The sequence below is a fragment of the Oleiphilus sp. HI0132 genome (assembly GCF_001635845.1).
Genome location: NZ_LWGJ01001180.1, coordinates 1 through 3,997, shown reverse-complemented (window position 1 = coordinate 3,997; position 3,997 = coordinate 1). Strand labels below are relative to the sequence as shown.

Here is a 3,997-nt window from a genome sequence, read left to right as displayed (position 1 = left end):
TGCCGCTTTTCTTGGGTCGGACTCAAGCTCGGATAAAACCCGCTCAAGCAGACGATCACGCAGCTGCGTTCGTTCTGTGACTTCCTCTTTGACATCGGGTTCGGTGATTTCGGTTTTACCTAAATAAACGATGCCATACTCGGCTTGCTGTTGTCGCAACCAATCGACAAGCTCCTGGGTTGAGTCACAATCATCAATGTTGTAATCCCTGATGTCGTTCAGAATTTTGGAAGTTTCCCAAGTGTCGCCTTGTTCACCTCGTGAGTGCAGTTCTCGCCATTGCTCATAGACCACAACCGAGTCACCACCATTGCCAACTTCAGTTTCACGCTTTCCGCGATAAAGGTGTTCTACATTCTTGATTGAATACCGTGGCTCACCCAGAAGGACGCCACCTTTAACGATTTTGTATAGGTCAACGAACACCTCATTGCGAAGCAACTGGTCTACTTCGTATTCGCATACACCATAACGGCCCATCAATTTGCGGCAGGCTGCGATTTCATAATTGGCGTAATGGTATATATGCATCTTTGGGTCTTGCTGCCAACGCTGGTAAACCCATTGAATAAAATCTTGGAAGCACTGTTTTTCCTGTTCCGGATTGTGAGCCCAGAAGTCGTTAAATTGTCGATTTCCTTCCTCATCAAAATACGTGTTGCCCCAAAGGTACTCTAAGCCGCCTTCATCAAGTGGATAGCCTTCTATATCGAAGAACACATCAAGCGGTGAGTGCGGCGGGAGTAATGCTAAACCTGATTTTTCATTGGGTGCAGGCGTAATGATTTCGAATCGCGGAATGGCGCTGCCAGCACTTTGCTTTTGGATTTTTGCCTGAGCTTTCAGTTTCTCAAGAACTATCGTGTTAATGCCTGGCACATACTCGATGTCGTTCGTCGCTAGTTCTTGCATCGTATCGATGCCAGCTTGATTCAACTTCTTGATTTGGCCTTTGGTGATAGTCGCCACCTGAAATAAGTGGTCTTTTTCAATCAATAGAGATTCAGCGTAATTACTCCAATCGGCCCAATTTTTAGAATCGGCAGGATCTGGTCGATTGTCTGGCGAGTAGTTACTGTGATCGTGTAAGAATGATGCTTTCAGAGTTTGGTAATAATAAAAGTAGTCACTCGTTCTGAGTCGCTCATTTTCGCCATTGCCCAATGCTACCGTTATAAACTCTGGCAGGCACCCTTGTATAGCTTCGAGCATTTGCGCATAACAACACAGCTGGATCACAAAGGTCGGTTTTAACTTGTTGGCGAGTTTGGTGTCCCATACTTCGTAATGCCAATCACCGAGACCGCTCTTGTTTGTAGAAGGAGAGCTAGACTCGGCTTCATGGCTTACCTTAACCAGAAAGTCTGCATAGCCACCGAAAGGTGGTAGCTCTAATCGGGCTTGTACAATGACATCAGCGCCTTGGCGCATCGCTGCAAGCGTATTGGCGTGCTTTTCATCTGACGATTCACCTTCGATTTTAACTACATTGAGGCCTTGCTCAATAAAGGCTGCCTCCAACGCATCCTCATGCTCATAGCCCTTTTGTGCGAGGGAACTCATCAAAGCATCGGCAGGGTCTTTTTCTGGCGCCTGATCAGGATGCTCAATGGAAAACCTGTTCATCCATGAGGCAAATGGGCTTTCCATGTACCGGGTCAGGTCTGAGGGGGAGAAATGAAACTGTCCGTGTTGTTTATACATATTTGCCTGATTTGGTTGTTCTTTTTAGTAGTTATTATTACATATAAAGTCTCTAATAATGATCCGATTAGACGCTATTTATAGCGATGTCGTGTCGAAACAGGAGTTTTTATGTCTGAGCAACCTATGAATAAATCTGACCCAGAATATAGTCTTCCGGTAGCTAGGGAAGATCTATATAAGCAGGTATGGGAAGAGCCCATGCTATCACTGGCTAAGAAGTATGGGGTGTCTTCTAGTTATTTGGCTCGCGTCTGCTCTAAGTTAAATGTTCCTCGTCCAGAGCGCGGATATTGGGCAAAACTCGCGGTGGGTAAATCTCCAAAACGTCCGTCATTACCAGAACTTCAGGCTACAGACCAAAATGAGTGGACTCGTGGAGACACTGTTCCGGAGCGAAAACGTCAGCCTCAACCAAAGCGCGCATCTAAAGCGGCTGCGACAAAGCTCAAATATTCAACACATCCAATGATAACTGGTGCCAAGGCTTTGTTTCTGAAGGGTAGAAAAACAGATAACGGCTACTTAAAACCAAGTAAGCGTTTATTGGTTGATATAGTGATATCGGAAAATTCACTAGATGAAGGGTTGATGTTGATGAATCAGCTTGCTTCTTCGGTTGAACAGCGGGGATATAAATTCTGCTTTGCGCCAACGCATGGGCATTACTATCGAGCAAACGTCGATGAACGAGCAAATCCGAAAGGTGATAAAACATACTGCCAACTATGGGGACCTGGACGGTGTACAGTTATCTTCGTGGGTTCATTGGCTATTGGCGTGACGTTGATTGAACTGAGTAGACCCGTTGAAATGATGTATCTGAAAGGCGATTACATTCCTGTTGACTCGATGACACCCTCACAAACCAAACAGGCGAGGTATGCACATACTTGGACAACCACTAAATATATGCCAAGTGGAGAATTTGCGGTACAGCTATATTCACCATATCCCGGTACAGAATGGTCGAAAAAAATACCTATTAAAAGCAATCGAAAAGACTCCAATCTTTTCAGCTCGATCGTAAAATCCTTGTTTCGTTTTGGCAAAGAGATAGAACAGCTTGTTGATATTGCGGAGAAAAAAGCAGAGGAGGAACGCAAAAAATGGGCTGAACAACAAGAACGCTGGAGACTTGAAGAAATTGAGAGAAAGCGAGAGAAATCAATAAGTGACAGCACTAATGAACTCAACAGCATCATTGCTAAATGGGCTGAGGAAAAACGCGTTAAAGATTTTCTTGATGAGCTAGAACGTGAAATCAATAGGAACGACAATGCTGACAAACCATTGCTATTTGAAAGGCTTGAGCAAGCCAGACGATTACTATCCAGCGAATCTGCATTGAGCCTTCTTTCCAAATGGCAAACTCCTGCTGAAAGGCTGGCTCAATGACCTGAAATTTAATTGATCATAAGCCTGTTTTTTTTCTTTGCTCACTCCATAGTTTTGGCGGATCAACAGCAAGATCAAACAAGGTTAAGGTTGGCGGCAATTGGTCGTCCAGTATGGCTTCTACGATATCCGGTGCAAGGGTCGTCAGGTTGACCATTCGGCTGACGTAGCTGTTGTCGATGCCTTCTTTATCGGCAATTTCCCTAAGTGATTTAACTTGGCCAGTTTCTAGCATGGCAAGCCAGCAATGACCTCTGGCCAATGCAAGTTGCAGAGGCGTTGGATCTGTGTCCCATGGTCTGGGTTCATGGGTTTTACCATCGGGTAAGGTAATCAGTTGTCGCCCACTTCTGCGTTTTAGACTGATGGGGACTGATATGCTGAGTTTGCCATTACTGGCTTCGAAGACGCTTGGATCGCCAGATTGGCTCATTTCGATTTTAAATCCGCTTCCCTTACTCATGCGACCACCTCCTGCTTAGCTGAGTCTGTAATTTCTAGCGCGAGGCGTTCAACACCGTTTTCCCATAGTCTGATATCAATATTGTCGGGCTTAACAATGATCTTCTCGATCAACAGTTTGATAATCCGAGATTGTTCGTCGGGGAATAGTTGCTCCCAGACATTATCGATTTTATTGAGCGCGACAGTGACCTGAGCTTCATCAATTTCGTGGCCCTGCTGATTGGCAATCGATGCAACCTGCTGAGTAATGGGAGGTGCTTTGAGAATACCTCTGATTTGCTCGACTACGGCCGACTCCAATTCAGCGGCGGGTATTCTCGGTAAGCCTGAGGCGCCAGAATATTCTTTGGTATCGCGGGTGCTAATGTAATAGCGGTACCGCCTACCGCTTTTCTTTTTGGTTGAGCTCCATGTTGTAAGCGCTCGACCA

General features: G+C 45.5%; 4 protein-coding genes. 1 reads left to right on the top strand and 3 read right to left on the bottom strand.

Annotated features, from left to right (window positions below; all coding sequences use genetic code 11):
• A partial coding sequence (locus A3766_RS16830; protein WP_156508939.1) for a TM0106 family RecB-like putative nuclease occupies positions 1-1,704 on the bottom strand: 1,704 nt, incomplete at its 3' end.
• A 111-nt stretch (positions 1,705-1,815) separates the two neighbouring features.
• Between A3766_RS16830 and A3766_RS16825 the strand changes: the two genes are divergently transcribed.
• Positions 1,816-3,102: a hypothetical protein gene (locus A3766_RS16825; protein WP_068642550.1), complete on the top strand. Its 1,287-nt coding sequence runs from the start codon at positions 1,816-1,818 to the stop codon at positions 3,100-3,102.
• A 16-nt stretch (positions 3,103-3,118) separates the two neighbouring features.
• On the opposite strand, the gene A3766_RS16820 is transcribed toward A3766_RS16825, so the two are convergent.
• Entirely contained in the window at positions 3,119-3,565 is a 447-nt protein-coding gene (locus A3766_RS16820; RefSeq protein WP_068642548.1) for a LacI family transcriptional regulator, read from the bottom strand.
• Positions 3,562-3,997: zinc ribbon domain-containing protein (locus A3766_RS16815; protein WP_197479604.1), on the bottom strand; the 436-nt coding region annotated here is incomplete at its 5' end. The genes A3766_RS16815 and A3766_RS16820, both read right to left, overlap by 4 nt.

Bases quoted from the DNA above. Each gene is read 5' to 3' on its own strand.
- A3766_RS16825 (WP_068642550.1), top strand. From the start codon at position 1,816: ATGTCTGAGCAACCTATGAATAAATCTGACCCAGAATATAGTCTTCCG.
- A3766_RS16820 (WP_068642548.1), bottom strand. From the start codon at position 3,565: ATGAGTAAGGGAAGCGGATTTAAAATCGAAATGAGCCAATCTGGCGAT.